The following is a 14111-nucleotide window of genomic DNA, read 5'->3' as shown; positions in this document are numbered from 1 at the left end:
GGAACGTCTTGATACGAAACAAAAAGCGGCGCTCTCCTATGTGAGAACGCCGTTTTTTTATTGGCTTTCGCAAAAAGAAAAAGCGCCACCCGAGGGTGACGCTTTTCCAAACAGTATCGCGAGCCTAGTGCCCGAAAACGACTTAACGTTTCGAGAACTGGAAGCTACGACGAGCTTTGGCGCGACCGTATTTTTTACGTTCAACAGCACGCGAGTCACGGGTGAGGAACCCACCAGCTTTGAGTGACGGACGCAGTGCCGGCTCGAACATGGTCAGTGCACGGGAGATACCGTGACGAACGGCACCGGCCTGACCGGAAAGACCGCCACCGGAAACGGTGCAGACAACGTCGAACTGATCTTTGCGATTGGTTACGCCGAACGGCTGGTTGATCACCATGCGCAGAACCGGACGTGCGAAGTAGTCTTCGAACTCACGGCCATTGACGGTGACTTTGCCCGAGCCCGGTTTGATCCAGACGCGTGCAATTGCGTTCTTACGACGGCCAGTTGCATAGGAACGGCCCTGTGCGTCGATCTTCGGCTCCGGCAGGGTGCCTTCTGCAGCAGCAGCAACTTCGCCGCCCTGTGCCAGATCCTTGAGATCTTCAAGAGTTTTGGTGTCGGCCATTATTTGCCACTCCGCTTATTCTTTTCGTTCATAGCCGCTACGTCGAGGACTTCCGGCTTCTGAGCTTCATGCGGATGCTCGGTACCAGCATAGACGTGCAGTTTGGAAAGAACCTGGCTGCGCAGCGGGCCACGGCTCATCATACGCTCAACAGCTTTGATGATGACGCGTTCCGGATGCTCACCGTTCAGGAGCTTGTCCATGGTGCGTTCTTTGATGCCGCCCGGGTAACCGGTGTGCCAGTAGAACTTCTTGTTCTGAAGTTTACGGCCAGTCAGTTTGACTTTTTCGGCATTGACGATGACGATGTGATCGCCACAATCCATGTGCGGGGTAAACATCGCTTTGTGTTTACCACGAAGACGGTTGGCAACAACGGCTGCAAGGCGGCCAAGGACGACGTCTTCTGCGTCGACCACGAACCATTTGCGCTCGATGTCGCTCGGTGTCGCAGTGAAGGTTTTCATTATTTCTATACTCGAAAACTGGGTTCCACGGAGGGAATGTTCCCTCGTTGAAAGTCGGCGCATTATGCCAGCATCCAACAGGAAAACAACAGGAATATTTCACATTAAATCAATGACTTAACGATTGCGGTATTATTTTACCACAACAATTTAGCCTATTTTTCGGTCGGCGGCATGGCATAAGTCCCGATCACATGCGCACAAAGGCTGTCATCAACGGCAGATCGAATATTGCATTCGGCAATCAAAAGCCGCCTCCCCGCCTTCAGGATTTTGGCCTCTGCAATCAGATCGCCGGGCTTTGCCCCGGACAGGAAATGTACTGTCGCCTCGGTCGTTACCGCCAGATCCGCCTTGGGCACCACAAGCCACGCCACGGCATACAGCGCAATATCGGCCAGCGCAAAGATCGCAGGCCCGGTCACCACATTGCCGGGACGCAGGTAGCGTTCCTTGAATGGCAGGCGCAGGATTGCGGTATCGTCTGAAAGGCTTTCGGTCCTGACATCCATATCGCCGACAAACGGGACTTTCTCGCGCATGATGGCATCAAAGTCGGCTGGCGTTACGCCGGTCCGGGTCACGGAACTGTTCATGGCTTGGATGGCCTCCCTCTGGAGCTGCTTTGACGCAGCATTTTTGTTTCAGGGAGATAGCCTGACATAACGTTTACGTTAACGTCAACAATTTACGCATACACAGACCGCTTTTAGGGGACATCAGATCCCCAACCACTAGCGGGTCAAGATCCCGGCCACGTCGGTATAGATCGCCACCACGACACACAGGATCACGATTGCCGCAATCGCCGTCGCGCCGAGCCCGGGCAAATTTTCACGCATCCACTCACCGGGCGACATACCCGGCCCCGGATCAGATTTTTGCCTGAACCGGGCGTGAACTGGCCCACGCGAAAGATCACGCAGCGGTTTGTCGACTTCGTCATTGGATGCCCAGTGAAAGCGGTTCTCAGGCAAGTAAACAGGTTGACGGTCTTCCTGACCGGTTTCGTCATACATCATGGCGACTTCACAGCATCGATTGCTGCCTCCTGCAACAGGGTGAACTGTCATTTCGCCCTGATCACGGCATCATTTCCATCATGCCATGATCACGGCGGCCCCCGCCTCGGATGATTTCGCTCTGTCTTCCCCTTACCTTTTTCTTATCGTTGCTCAACGCGCAAGGCCCAAGCGGCCCTGACGTCACACCACCGAATTCCTTCTTGATACATGGGGATTAAGGCAATCGTTCGGCAATAGTTTGTTATCTGCGTTATCTGCCGAGAATTGCCGAAAATTCGTTGACTGTCAGAACCAGCACATAGCCCACTGCCACCGCTGCAATCATGTAGGCCGCCAACCGCGCGATCATCTTGTTAAAGCCCAAGGGTTCACCCGGCTGTTTACGCCCCTTCGATGATTGCCCTTTTGCAGATCCCGCCGACTTTCCCTGCTTTTGCAAAATCGCCTGACGCTTGGCATCAAGGTCTTCGTGCAGGGCCCAGTTGTCTTCGCTATCTGGCAGATTAATGCGGGACTTTCGGACCTCGGCTTCTTTCAGGTCGTCTACCCGGCCTGCAATGTCATTGCCAACATCCCCGCCCTGGCTGTCCTTTTCCCGGGTCCGATCAAGCAATGTCTTACCGCCATTCAGACTGTCGACATAGTCGTCATAGGCGCTACGTTCCTTGTCGATGGCAGCCCTTTGGGCAGCTTCATGGGCTGTACGATCCTGCGGTCGCACCAATTGTCCGCCCCCTGCACCGCCCGCGTCTGATGCACCAGATTTCAGCTGGCTATCGTCTGGCAGGAACATCGAAACAAGCCCGCTTGCCTTGTCCGGGACATAGACATGGCGATTAGGTTTGACCTTTGCCGCGGCAACCGCAACCGAACTTTTGACATCAGAGAGCTTTTCACTCTTAACCGGCATGGTGGGCTTTGGCCCGATCATGGCTGGTGGACGCAGATCTTCCTCGATGACAGGATCGGGTGCATCACCGGCGTCCTCGTCTTCAGGATTGATCTTGGGTTTGGGCATCAGAAAGGCTGGAATATCAAAGCCGTTCTGTAAAAGGCGTGCACGGGCCTCTGCGCGATATCTTTCAAGATCGCGTTCCATCATGTCCTTGCTGTCAAACCGCTTGATGGGCGTTTCACGCACAGGTTTCGTCAGCCGCACAGACTCACGGACTGTCCGGGTCGGAACAAAACGCCCCGGTGCCCGCCCCCGCCGATTTGGGAAATCTTTACTCATGCACAACCACTTGCCGAATTAATTTTTATCGATCAGGCAAAGACAGAATAACATTCGGCACATCCCCAGGGTTTTATTATTGGCACAGGCCGCTAACCCTTTGCGTGTAATTCTACTACGGTATACCGTGTTTTAAAAATCAAAAAACGTCAAACACATACAGCCATCCGGGAGGCCCGCCATGACCGTTTCCACAACCGAGCCAGAGCTTGTCACACGCACAGACAATGACGGCTCTGTCACCCTGACGATGAACAACCCCAAACGCCGCAATGCCCTGTCGGGGGCGATGATGACGGCCCTTAAGGACGCATTTGACAAGATCGCCAAGGAGACCACCGTCAGATGCGTCATTCTGGCAGCAGAGGGTCCTGTCTTTTGTGCCGGCCACGACCTTAAGGAAATGAATGGCATTACAGAATGTGATCAGCATGCCAGCCTGTTTACGCAATGCAGCGACCTGATGATGACGATTGTCAGTCTGCCGCAACCCATCATCGCGCGTGTGCGCGGCATGGCAACAGCAGCCGGTTGCCAGCTTGTCGCCAGTTGCGATCTGGCTGTTGCCGCCAACAGCGCCAAATTCGCCACCCCTGGGGTCAATATCGGCTTGTTCTGCTCTACCCCGATGGTCGCACTTAGCCGCAACATTGCCCGCAAACATGCCATGCGGATGCTTCTGACCGGCGATCCGATCAATGCCGAAACCGCCTTTTCCATGGGACTGGTGTCAGACGTGGTCGAGGATGATGAACTTGAAGAACACACCAATGCCCTGGCCGCCGGGATTGCCGCCCGATCGGGCATAACGGTTCGGCTTGGCAAACAGGCATTTTACAAACAGCTCGAAATGCCGCTGTCGCAGGCCTATTCCTATGCATCCGATGTGATGACCGCGAATATGCAAAAACATGACGCCCGCGAAGGGATCGGCGCCTTTATCGAAAAGCGCCACCCCAGCTGGCGCCACGAATAGACTGCCCTATATCGGGTAGATTACCTTATGATGGTATTTGCAAACCCTTCGGAATGACGCATTCTGTGAACAGATACCTTTTTCGGAGTACGCCCCATGTCGTTTGAAATCTGGCTTGCCTTTGCTTTTGCCTGTGCTGTGGTTCTGGCCATTCCCGGCCCGACCATCATGCTTGTCGTCAGCTATGCCTTGGGCAAGGGTAAACAAACTGCGTGGGCAACGGTTCCGGGGGTTGCACTGGGCGATCTCACCGCAATGACGATCTCGCTGGCCGGGGCTGGTGCGTTACTCGCGGCCTCGGCAGAGGCTTTTACCGTGCTCAAACTCGTTGGGGTGGTCTATCTGATCTATCTTGGCATCAAGATGTGGCGTGAAAAGCCCGAAGCCCTGCACGACAACCCGGATGCCAAACGCAACCGTCCGTCGCGCATGTTCCTGCAGGCCTATATCGTCACCGCCCTGAACCCCAAGGGCATCGTTTTCTTCATCGCCTTTGTGCCGCAGTTCGTGACAGCCGGCGATCCGCTTTTGCCTCAGTTCACGATCATGACCGCAACGTTCGTCATATTGGCTGCGATCAACGTTGCGATCTGGGCAGTAATGGCAAGTGCGCTGCGTGAACGGTTCCGCCACCCATCCGCCCTGCGTCGCCTGACACGCATCGGTGGCGGGGTCATGATTGGTGCTGGATTGCTGACTGCCCTCACCCGCCGCGCAGCGGGCTGAGGGCCCCACCCCGTCCAAAAGACCGTCACCTCCTCCAATCGTCAAAAATTTGCTTCAGGCGATTGTCTGGAGGTTTTCCTATATTTACCGCAACATTATAACCTTTAGATATATAAATACCCGTATTATTTGGTATTCACATAAACTCAAAGTTGAGTTTAGATGATCTCCGCAAGTCTTCAGAAGAATGAATATTTATAATTCTTCTAAGAAAAACAATAGATAGGCGGGGAAGTGTGGACATGCTGAAATCTTTGAAAATAGGTCCGCGACTAAGTATCGCGATGATCTTTATAACCTTTGCGACTGCATTGGTGATCGGGCTTATCAATCTTTCCATTGAACGTGACATTGTCGCTGGTGCTGAACAACGCGAACTGCGCGTCAATTTCGAAAAATTGCGAAGCGCGCTGGATATGGAAGCCGCTCGTGCGCTTGCGATGGCGGATTTTGCTGCAACCATCCCCGCCGCTCAAAAAGCCATGGCGGAAGATGACCGCGATACGCTGGCCGATATTTTCGGCCCCGGCTTCGCCGAACTCAAAGAAAACCATGGCGTTCGTCAGTTCCAGTTCCATAAGGCCCCGGCGATCTCGTTCTTGCGGGTTCATAAGCTTGAGAAATTCGGCGATGATCTGTCTTCGTTCCGCAAGACAGTGGTCGAAACCAATACAAAACAACAACCCATCAGCGGCCTGGAAGTCGGTGTTGCCGGTCTTGGCATGCGCGGTGTCACGCCTGTTTTCAACGATGGGACGCATGTCGGCTCGGTTGAATTTGGATTATCCTTTGGTCCGGCCTTCTTTGAAAACTTCAAGGCACATTCCAACACCGACGCAGCCCTTCTGATTGACCGTGACGGTACCTTTGAAGTCTTTGCCTCCACTTTCCCCGAAGGCTTCCTTGATATCGCATCGCCCACACTTGCCGCGGCGCGTGACGGCGAACAGATCCTTGCCCCGCAGGATGCCGAGGGCACCGAACTGGCCCTGATGGCGCGCCCGATCACGGATTTCAGCGGCCAGAACCTTGGCATTGTCGTTATGGGGATTGATCGCAGTTTCTTTGCAAGCGCCATCAACGATGCCACCACCCTGTCATTGGGTGTAAGTATTGTGACCCTTCTGGTCGCACTTCTGATCGCCTTTAGCGTCAACCGGTCGATCTCTCATCCGATCCGGGCCATGACCGCGGCCATGAACAAGATCGCTGGCGGCGAACTCGACACCGAAGTCCCGGCAAAGGACCAAAAGGACGAAATCGGCGAAATGGCCAGCGCGGTCACCATTTTCCAGACCAACGCACAGCGCATGAAAAGCCTTGAGGCCGAGCAACAAGAACTGCGTCGAAGAAACGAGGAAGAGAAAAAGACTCTCGGTCGCAAGCTTGCCGATGAATTCGAAAATACCGTCGGGGCCATCATCGACGGCCTTGAAAACGCGGCACGCGACATGGATGACGCATCCCGCGTCATGTCCGGCACGGCTGATGAAACGACCCAACAAGCAAAGATCGGCATGGATGCTGCGCAAAATGCCTCGAACAACGTTGCGACCGTTGCGGCCTCGTCCGAGGAACTATCTGCCTCCATCACGGAAATCAGCCGTCAGGCCAACCATTCAAGCGAGGTAGCCGCCAATGTCTCAAACAAGGCAACCAGCACGCGCGAAACGGTGGATGGCCTTGTCGAGGCCTCCGCACGTATTGGCGATGTCATAGCCCTGATCAATGACATCGCGGCCCAGACCAACCTTCTGGCCCTGAATGCCACGATCGAGGCCGCCCGTGCTGGCGAAGCTGGCAAGGGCTTTGCGGTTGTCGCCAACGAGGTCAAAAACCTCGCATCTCAAACCAGTCGCGCGACGCAGGAAATCTCCGAGCAGATCGAAAGCATCCAGAACGCGACGAAGCTGTCCTCGACCGCAATCAACGAGATCACCGATATTGTCGGCGAACTTAACGAAAGCGCATCCGCCATCGCGGCAGCAGTCGAAGAACAGGGTGCTGCGACTCAGGAGATTTCCGGCAGTGTGGAAAATGCTTCTGTCGGAACCAGCGGTGTGACCGAAAGCATCAGCTTGGTCAGTGCGGCGGCTGTCCGGTCGACCGAAAGTGCCGATACAGTTCTGAAATCAGCCCATGAACTGATGGAGTACTCGGTCAATCTGCGTCGCGAAACCAACAACTTCCTGAGCAAGATTCGTTCGGAATAAAGCCAATCGCACCGGTCCACTGTCACTCAGCCGACGGTGGACCGGAATTTCACGAAACCGCAGACATAGCGGGTTATGCCTCTTAACGCGATGATGCCTCGGCGGTGACGCTGTTATTCCCAACGAGCCGTGCGATCCAGCTCCGTGCCGGTTTATCTCGCCCGAACAAAGAAATCACACTGATCGCGACACCGGCCAGCAACACATTCCATGCCGGACGCAACGGCCACATCCATTCAAGATTGGCCGCAACCACGCGATCGGCAGGAATACCGGTCGCCAAGGCATACCAGGCATATTCTATCCCGGCTGTTGCCAACCCGGCAATCACCGCAATGACAGACAAAGTCACAACGGATCTAAGCGACCATCCCCGCCAATGGGCAAAGCGATACAGCATCAGGCCGACAAACATCCCGGCCATCAGGGTTGCTTCACTGACATCGACCTTGGACTGCAAAAAGAAATGCACCACGCCAAGCACGGCAATCGGATAGACCAGTTTATGCAGGCGCCCCCACTTGGCCCCCAGCCTGCGCATCGCTGATTTGGTGGATGTTGCGGTCAAAACCGCCAACGCAATCAGGGCAACAAACCCGATTGTCAGATAAATCCGCAAAACGATCTCGCTCGCAATGCGGCCAAGATCAAGATTCTGGCTGATCGCATACAGGCCGAAATGGATCATCACATAGCAAAAGGCAGCCACACCAATTTGGCGGCGCACCTGTCCCAGTTTTGAAAATCGGGTTATGCGGCGAAGCGGTGTGACCAGTAGCGTGATCAGTAATATCCGGATGGTCCATTCACCGCTTTCCAGAATAGCTTCCTTGACCGGGATGGTTGCCCCGCCCTCGGCAATGACCGGCCACAACAACACGATGCCGGGCACAAGAAGTGCAACAAAGACTGCCAGTTTGAAAAAGGAAAACCGCCCGGAAGGATCAAGCCATGGATACATACAAAACAACCCTGTCAGGTTTCGCCGATCCCCCAGTCAAAAAGCATTTGGTGGCCGCCGTCACTTAAATTGCCATCAACTTTCCGCGAGGGCAGACATTTGCACGCCCGTGACATGCTTGGTGACGCATATCAACGTTGCAGGAAGCCACCACTCATATAACATTCATACACAGTGATCACCCGAAGTGGATGAACCCAAATGGCCGAATTTCAAAATCCCACCGATCCGGAAATCAAAACGCTTCTGGAAACGACAAAGACCATTGCGCTTGTTGGCGCCAGCCCCAAGCCGGAACGCCCGTCAAACCGGGTGATGAAGTTCCTGCTTGATCAGGGATACAGAGTTATTCCGGTCAATCCCGGTCAGGCCGGCGGCACCATTCACGGTCAGACTGTTGTGGCACAACTTTCCGATATCGCCGATCCGGTCGATATGGTCGATATCTTCCGTAACAGCGAAGATGCCGCTGGCGTCGTCGATGATGCCATTGCAATCGGTGCAAAGTCGGTCTGGATGCAGCTTGGCGTGATCAATCCAGAGGCTTGTGCGAAGGCCAAGGCAAACGGTATGACCGCGGTGATGGATCGCTGCCCGGCAATTGAACTGCCGCGCCTGACCTAAAGTACCGGTCCGACAGGACGCCATTGCATTACGACAACAAAAAAGGCACCGGATCATCCGGTGCCTTTGTCGTTTCAAAACATCTTTGAAAAGCTTAGCTGAGCCCGCACTGCGCAATCAGATCCGGGACAAGGCCCTGGTTGCCGATAAATACCGGCTGCACGGCACTGGTTACGGTATATGCCGTTGTTTGCTCATCAACAATCGTGTCGAAGTGACCGGCTGTTTCAAGCACCAGCGACATCACGCCATCCGGCTTGATGCGAAGGGCAGCAAATCCATTGGCATATTCGGTGCGCGCGCATTCGCGACCCAAAATAACATCGAAACGATTGATCAGGGCATAACGCGGATTTTCAACCAGATCGTCGCGACCGGAAACCTCACTCGGCTTCACACCGTATTTCGGCACATATTTCGCAAAGTTCGTTTGCGACTGGACAATGTAACCATCCGGGAAATAAACCGCGACATCCTCTGCCAGCAGGATACGATCCCCGATGACCTGGCCAGAACGCAGAAGTTCCTTGATTCGCGTGCCCGGAATTTCACCGGAGAACGCGTTGAAACGCAGGGTCTTTCCGTCACCGCGCAAGTCAGCGAAATAACGTTCGAACGGAACGACCGGTGTTTTGTCTGCCGCGCGCGCAGTCGGCAAGACCGACATGGTTGCAACTGCCAGTGTGGCAACTGCAAGAGCAACGCCCCCCGAGCGCCGCGAAAAGACCGTCTTGATGGCCTTCAGCATTTGTCCCCGCCTCTCACTTAAATCAGGAATACAATCCAGAGATTATTCACATTAATCCCAAATTCAACACCTGTTTCCGCGAAAAATCGCCAGATCGTCAAAACCACACAGAAAAACAACGAGGTGGCATTATGCCACCTCGTTGCCAAAGATTTGGTAAATGTCGGTGATTAGTCGACAGAAATCGTCACACGACGGTTACGCGGCTCGCGAACACCATCCGGAGTCGGGATCAGAAGATCGCCTTCACCAACAGCATCCTGCGAAACCATGTCGCCTTTCACACCGCGACCGGTCAGCTCGCTAAGGGCTGCTGCGGCACGACGCTCGGACAGACGCAGGTTGTAGGCTGCCGGACCGGCAGCATCAGCGTGACCAACGACGGTGATGTCACCCATCGAGGATGCCCACTGCTCAGCAGCTGCATCAAGAACACGCTCGGAAACCGGGGTGATCGCAACGCTGTCAAAATCGAAGAAGATGGTGAACAGACGCGGCTCAGCAGCGGCAACCGGGGCTACAACAACGGCCGGCTGTTCTGCACGCAGCTCAGACATTGCAGCTTCGAAATCTTTCCAGCACTGGCTGATCAGCTCGGTCTGCCAGCCTTCTTCGCTTTCCTCGACCCAGCAGTCATAACGCGACTGTGCGATCGCTGCGGTTGCCGGCATTGCTTCGCGCTTGCCGTCGTCAAGAAGGGCCAGAAGTTCGTCACGAACGGCGCGTTTCTGTGCAATTTCCTCATCAGAGAAGCGCCAGTTTGCCGGATCTTCCGGGAGAACGATGGTGTCACCGCTCACGCGACCGGCTTTCTTCGCAAAGAAGTCGGCATCGAAGAAGTCATACCATTCGTCAGCTTCGCGCTGTGCGTATGCAAGATATTCGGCCTTAAGCGCTTTACCGAAGTCAGTGGTCGGCTCTTCGGACGAGAGCGCAGACGAGACCGAGCTGCTGTAGGTGAACGGGTTACCGCCGTAAGGTACCGCGGTGCCGCTATTGTCCACACTGCTACATGCACTCAGAAGCGCAACGCCACCAAGAGCACAAAGAATTTTCGGATTGATCTGCATGTCTTACCCCTGTCATTAAGGTTGTTCTTCAGCTAATAACTTAACACCAATGATGGTGGAATTATGGTCTTAAACGAACAGAATTCTGGTTTGTTCCAGCCATCTGTAAAAAATGGTGTTGGCGTCCTACTTTTCAAGCGCACTCAAACCTGTAATGCTAATCCTCTCATACAGAAGTATGGTTGGCAATCAACACAATTATGACACGGAGCGGACGAGGTTCAAATGATTGAAACCGATGTAGCGACCATCACAGAAATGCTTAAAGGATTTGCACTGGGCTTTGGCCTCGATTTGCTTGGCGCTATCCTGATACTAATCGTCGGCTGGTGGGCCGCCGGCCGGGCGGCAGCATTGGTCCGCCATTCCCTAAAGAATACAAAGTTTGTTGATGCGACTTTAAAGCCGCTTGCATCAAGCATTGTACGTTACGTGATCTTGATTTTCGTCATCGTCGCCGTTCTGTCGAACTTCGGCGTCGAAACAACCAGCATCATCGCCGTTCTCGGTGCCGCTGGTCTGGCAATTGGTCTTGCCCTGCAGGGTACACTATCAAATATTGCCGCCGGTGTCATGATCCTGATCTTGCGTCCGCTCAAGATTGACGAATTTGTCGAAGCTGGTTCGATTTCAGGCACCGTTGTTGAAATAACATTGTTTACCACCTTGCTCAAAACGCCGGATGGTGTGTTTATTTCTGCCCCGAACTCGCAAATCTGGAATAGCGCGATCAAAAACTATTCGCGCAATCCAACCCGCCGCCTCGATATCAAGGTTGGCATTGCCTATGATGACGATGTTGATGCGGCCCTCGAATTCCTTAAAAACCTTGTCGCATCCGATGAACGCGTACTGAAGGATCCGGAACCGATGAGCTTTGTCGCCACCCTTGGCGAAAGCTCGGTCGATCTGACCGCACGCGGCTGGGTTGCAACCAGTGAATTCTGGCCGACCTTCTTCGATCTGACCCGTAAATCGAAAACGGAGCTCGAAGCGGCCGGTTTCTCTATTCCCTTCCCGCAGCGCGACCTGCACGTGATCGAAAGTGCAGAAACCGCAAGCACCGCAAAATCCATTGCAAAGCCGGCAGCCAAACCTGCGGCAAAGAAACCGGCAACCCGTTCACGGTCAACCGCATCGAAAACGGCGGCCAAAACCACGGCTGAGAAAAAGCCGACAGCATCCAAAAGCTGATCTCTTTTTCACAAAACCCCATTTCGAAAGAGGCCCAGACGGGCCTCTTTTTTTGTTCGGGTGACGGACGCCACAACGTACACCACGTCAACTTCCTCGCACGTAGTACCCCGCTGTTACCCGCCCAGCTTGCATCAGGCGTATAGTTCCCTGCCCTTGCCCAAAAGCGGCAAATGAAAACAAGCGGGAGGATAAAACATGTCTGCGAAAAAAATTCTGATGATTACCGGCGACTATGCCGAAGATTACGAAACCATGGTGCCGTTTCAGACATTGCTTGCGGTTGGCCATCATGTCGACGCCGTTTGCCCGGACAAGAATGCCGGCGATACGGTTGCAACGGCCATCCATGATTTCGAAGGTGATCAGACCTATAGCGAAAAGCGCGGCCACAACTTTGCCCTGAATGCCGATTTTGCGACGGCCCGTGCCGAAAACTATGACGCGCTTGTCATCCCCGGCGGTCGTGCACCGGAATATCTGCGTCTGAACGAAGATGTCATTCGTCTGGTGCGTGATTTCCATGCCGCCAACAAACCGATCGCTGCTGTCTGCCATGGCGCGCAACTTCTTGCAGCAGCCGATATCATCAAGGGTCGCAAGGTTTCCGCCTATCCGGCCTGCGCACCGGAAGTCAAACTTGGCGGCGGCACCTATGCCGACATTGCTATTGATGATGCCTGCATCGACGGCAATCTGGTAACCGCACCGGCTTGGCCGGCACATCCGAAATGGATGGCCGCCTTCCTCAAGGTTCTTGGCACTGAAATCAATTTGTAACTCATCGGCGCCCAAACGGTGATTGCGTTTGGGCGCCATTTGATCGACCATTGCGCCAAACAAAAAGAAAACCGCTGCACATCTCGTAACAGCGGCACAAACAGGAAAGGGCGTTCAAATGTGTCAGATATATTCTGGAACTGACCCGGAACTTTATCAGTCTGTCAGCCGGTCTGTAAGGATTAACGGCGTTGTCACCAGCCTGCGCCTGGAGCTGCGTTTCTGGCAGATTCTTGATGAAATCGCCGCGGGTGAAGGTTTCAGCACCCCGCAGTTTCTCGGTAAAATCCACGACGAGGTCGTCGCCCAACGCGGTGACATCCCGAATTTCGCATCGCTTGTGCGCGTGATTTGTACCGTATATCTGGAAAAACAGGCTGGCCTGCATGTTCATGTCCCGGCAAACACCGCGACATCACAAATGGTGAGCTAACCACGCGCCGCCAGGCACATAAGCAGAAAGCCCAGGGTCTGAACCCTAGTTAAGCCAGGAAGAAAGTTCGCGCGTGCTGAAGCCGCCGCTGGTCATGATGCTGGGCGTCGCATTGCGCTTCAAAGTCGGCTCGGCCGGTTTGATGATGCTGTTGCGGCGATGCATGCCCGCAGCCGCGCCAAAATCGATCTGTGACCGCCCGACAAGATCGGCCGCCGTAATACGCGGCCCGGATGCATCCGCATTGCCCGATGCATTAATCGGCGTTTGCTTGGCATGTGGCAGCTGCTGTTTCTGCTTTGCCTCGTAGATCCAGCGCAATTCCTGCTTCAGGGTCTGGTATTCCGGCGTATCGGGTGCGGAATTGACTTCATTGACGATCTGAAGCTTTACCATCTGTGGAAAACGATCAAGGCGTTCCAGCAGCATGAATTTCACACTTGGCCGCACTGCGTCTGAGCGCATCAGCTTCATCACCAGACGGCGATAGATATCAATCCTAAGGTTGCCATTTGATGCCAGTTCGATGAATTCCTCGACAAACTCGCGCGCGGCCATGTTGCCATCCAGCAATGCGCGCAGGTTATCCCCCATCGCCCGGCGATAGGCTTCGCGGATCTCCACAACGTGATTGGAGGCGCGTGTGCGCACAAGATGGAATGCTTCGGGGCTGAATGCGTTCTTGGTCAGAAGTTTGGCGCAATCGGCCACCAATTCATGCTTGGTTGCCTCGGAAACGACTTCAAAGACCCCGGTGATCAGTTCCTTACATTTGGCATGCGGCCCCATACGGATCGCAGCGGCCAAGGCCATCGGGCTTTCAGGATCCCTGGTTGCGATCACGGCCAGGGCCAGTGGATCGTCATATTGCATCAGGGCAAGATCATTGCTCAGCAAATGTTCCGGCATCAACAGGCGCTGCTGTTTGGCCGCCCCGGTCACGGTAAGCGGCTCGCCAGACAGATAGCTTTCCTTGATGGTAAGGGCATGTTTCAGCCCGTCATAAGAGATGCCGTGATTGCTGCTCAT

At 54.4% G+C, this 14111-nt stretch carries 16 protein-coding genes; 7 read left to right on the top strand and 9 right to left on the bottom strand.

The features are described 5' to 3' along the window. Positions 1-142: 142 nt before the first annotated feature. The 5 genes from rpsI to FHI25_RS09340 all read right to left on the bottom strand — a co-directional run bounded on the left by rpsI (position 143) and on the right by FHI25_RS09340 (position 3357). The gene (gene rpsI, locus FHI25_RS09360; RefSeq protein ID WP_086013195.1) at positions 143-634 is read right to left on the bottom strand and encodes a 30S ribosomal protein S9; all 492 of its coding nucleotides are present in this window, start codon (positions 632-634) and stop codon (positions 143-145) included. Continuing rightward, on the bottom strand, positions 631-1098 hold the full coding sequence (gene rplM / locus FHI25_RS09355) for a 50S ribosomal protein L13 (RefSeq protein ID WP_008890948.1): 468 nt from the start codon (positions 1096-1098) through the stop codon (positions 631-633). The genes rpsI and rplM overlap by 4 nt, the downstream gene beginning before the upstream one ends. 155 nt (positions 1099-1253) lie before the next feature. Next, entirely contained in the window at positions 1254-1694 is a 441-nt protein-coding gene (locus FHI25_RS09350) for a PaaI family thioesterase (RefSeq protein ID WP_210517066.1), read from the bottom strand. 138 nt (positions 1695-1832) lie between these two features. Further along, positions 1833-2120, bottom strand: coding sequence for a hypothetical protein (locus FHI25_RS09345; RefSeq protein ID WP_064789491.1), 288 nt, complete (start codon positions 2118-2120; stop codon positions 1833-1835). Between the two features lie 253 nt (positions 2121-2373). Continuing rightward, the gene (locus FHI25_RS09340) at positions 2374-3357 is read right to left on the bottom strand and encodes a hypothetical protein (protein WP_129542719.1); all 984 of its coding nucleotides are present in this window, start codon (positions 3355-3357) and stop codon (positions 2374-2376) included. A gap of 181 nt (positions 3358-3538) precedes the next feature. Between FHI25_RS09340 and FHI25_RS09335 the strand changes: the two genes are divergently transcribed. The 3 genes from FHI25_RS09335 (at position 3539) to FHI25_RS09325 (ending at position 7272) form a co-directional block, all read left to right on the top strand. Next, complete coding sequence (locus FHI25_RS09335) at positions 3539-4333, top strand: enoyl-CoA hydratase (RefSeq protein WP_210517064.1); 795 nt, start codon at positions 3539-3541, stop codon at positions 4331-4333. Between the two features lie 96 nt (positions 4334-4429). Further along, positions 4430-5059 carry a LysE family translocator gene (locus FHI25_RS09330; protein WP_210517061.1) on the top strand — a complete coding sequence of 210 codons (630 nt, stop codon included), beginning with the start codon at positions 4430-4432 and terminating at the stop codon, positions 5057-5059. A 242-nt stretch (positions 5060-5301) separates the two neighbouring features. Further along, on the top strand, positions 5302-7272 hold the full coding sequence (locus FHI25_RS09325) for a methyl-accepting chemotaxis protein (protein WP_210517059.1): 1971 nt from the start codon (positions 5302-5304) through the stop codon (positions 7270-7272). Positions 7273-7354: 82 nt separating this feature from the next. Here the strand turns inward: FHI25_RS09325 and FHI25_RS09320 are convergent, their stop codons facing one another. After that, positions 7355-8233, bottom strand: a complete 879-nt coding sequence (locus tag FHI25_RS09320; RefSeq protein ID WP_210517056.1) for a protein-methionine-sulfoxide reductase heme-binding subunit MsrQ — start codon at positions 8231-8233, stop codon at positions 7355-7357. Positions 8234-8434: 201 nt separating this feature from the next. On the opposite strand from FHI25_RS09320, the gene FHI25_RS09315 reads away from it, so the two are divergent. Further along, entirely contained in the window at positions 8435-8857 is a 423-nt protein-coding gene (locus tag FHI25_RS09315) for a CoA-binding protein (protein WP_064789486.1), read from the top strand. Between the two features lie 94 nt (positions 8858-8951). On the opposite strand, the gene FHI25_RS09310 is transcribed toward FHI25_RS09315, so the two are convergent. Both FHI25_RS09310 and FHI25_RS09305 read right to left on the bottom strand, forming a co-directional pair. Continuing rightward, on the bottom strand, positions 8952-9605 hold the full coding sequence (locus FHI25_RS09310) for a hypothetical protein (RefSeq protein WP_008890957.1): 654 nt from the start codon (positions 9603-9605) through the stop codon (positions 8952-8954). Between the two features lie 170 nt (positions 9606-9775). Next, a complete protein-coding gene (locus FHI25_RS09305) occupies positions 9776-10675 on the bottom strand; it encodes an OmpA family protein (protein ID WP_063090081.1) in 900 nt (299 codons plus the stop codon). 225 nt (positions 10676-10900) lie between these two features. Between FHI25_RS09305 and FHI25_RS09300 the strand changes: the two genes are divergently transcribed. The 3 genes from FHI25_RS09300 (at position 10901) to FHI25_RS09290 (ending at position 13082) form a co-directional block, all read left to right on the top strand. After that, a complete protein-coding gene (locus FHI25_RS09300; RefSeq protein ID WP_210517053.1) occupies positions 10901-11869 on the top strand; it encodes a mechanosensitive ion channel domain-containing protein in 969 nt (322 codons plus the stop codon). Between the two features lie 198 nt (positions 11870-12067). Beyond that, positions 12068-12649, top strand: a complete 582-nt coding sequence (locus tag FHI25_RS09295) for a DJ-1/PfpI family protein (RefSeq protein WP_063090085.1) — start codon at positions 12068-12070, stop codon at positions 12647-12649. Positions 12650-12767: 118 nt separating this feature from the next. Next, on the top strand, positions 12768-13082 hold the full coding sequence (locus FHI25_RS09290) for a ribbon-helix-helix domain-containing protein (protein WP_210517051.1): 315 nt from the start codon (positions 12768-12770) through the stop codon (positions 13080-13082). A 45-nt stretch (positions 13083-13127) separates the two neighbouring features. On the opposite strand, the gene FHI25_RS09285 is transcribed toward FHI25_RS09290, so the two are convergent. Further along, on the bottom strand, positions 13128-14111 hold the full coding sequence (locus FHI25_RS09285) for a hypothetical protein (RefSeq protein WP_210517049.1): 984 nt from the start codon (positions 14109-14111) through the stop codon (positions 13128-13130).

The organism is Thalassospira sp. ER-Se-21-Dark (assembly GCF_017922435.1).
Taxonomy (GTDB): Bacteria; Pseudomonadota; Alphaproteobacteria; order Rhodospirillales; family Thalassospiraceae; genus Thalassospira.
This window is presented reverse-complemented; position numbering and strand designations above follow the sequence as displayed.